Origin of the sequence: Rhodoplanes sp. SY1 (genome assembly GCF_046000175.1) — a bacterium.
Taxonomy (GTDB): Bacteria; Pseudomonadota; Alphaproteobacteria; order Rhizobiales; family Xanthobacteraceae; genus Rhodoplanes.
On record NZ_JBEOMB010000448.1, the window covers coordinates 1 to 694 of the forward strand.

The window sequence follows — 694 nt, forward strand, 5'->3', positions numbered from 1 at the left end:
GAGAAGCCGCTGACGCCGACTCGCGAGAAGGTCGGCGTGGTCAACGGATTCGGCTGCTATCCGGACAAGGTCGCCCCCGCCAAGGCCACCGGCGACTACGTGCCGGACGATTTCGACCACGAGATCGCGACCAATTACGTGGTTCGTGACAAGGGCCTGGTGGTGCTCACCTCGTGCAGCCACCGCGGCGTCCTCAACGCGATCCTCCAGGCCCAGGAGGCGTCGGGGGTGAGCAAGGTGCACGCGGTCATCGGCGGCTTCCATCTGGTGCCGCCGTTGACGGACGCCTACTTCCGCGACGTCGTCACCGCGTTCAAGGAACTCGATCCCGACTTCTTGTTCCCCGGTCACTGCTCGGGTGACGCCTTCTACGACATCCTGCGGCGCGAGCTGCCCACCAAGGTCGCCCACTCGGCGGTCGGGACGCGGGTTGTCTTCGGCGCATGAGGCGGCCGCTGCGCCTTATCGGGATCGTCGGCTCGCGGCGCCGTCAGATGTGATAGACGAGAGCGCCGCGCCTGGCATTGCCGACCGACAGCATGTCGGCGACCGTCATCTGGTCGAGGACGTCGGAGACGGCGTCACGCACCCGGCGCATCGTCAGCCGCACGGCGCATTCGCTCACGTCGTCGCAGTCCTCGCACGGCTGGTACGCGGTCTTGCTGGCGCAGGCGATGGGGGCGAGCGGTCCGTC

2 protein-coding genes are annotated in these 694 nt (G+C 67.7%); one reads left to right on the forward strand and one right to left on the reverse strand.

The features are described from left to right. Positions 1–447: MBL fold metallo-hydrolase (locus tag ABTU92_RS30275; protein WP_408095232.1), on the forward strand; the 447-nt coding region annotated here is incomplete at its 5' end. Positions 448–490: 43 nt separating this feature from the next. On the opposite strand, the gene ABTU92_RS30280 is transcribed toward ABTU92_RS30275, so the two are convergent. Beyond that, on the reverse strand, positions 491–694 hold a 204-nt coding region (locus tag ABTU92_RS30280; RefSeq protein ID WP_408095233.1), incomplete at its 5' end, for an Rrf2 family transcriptional regulator.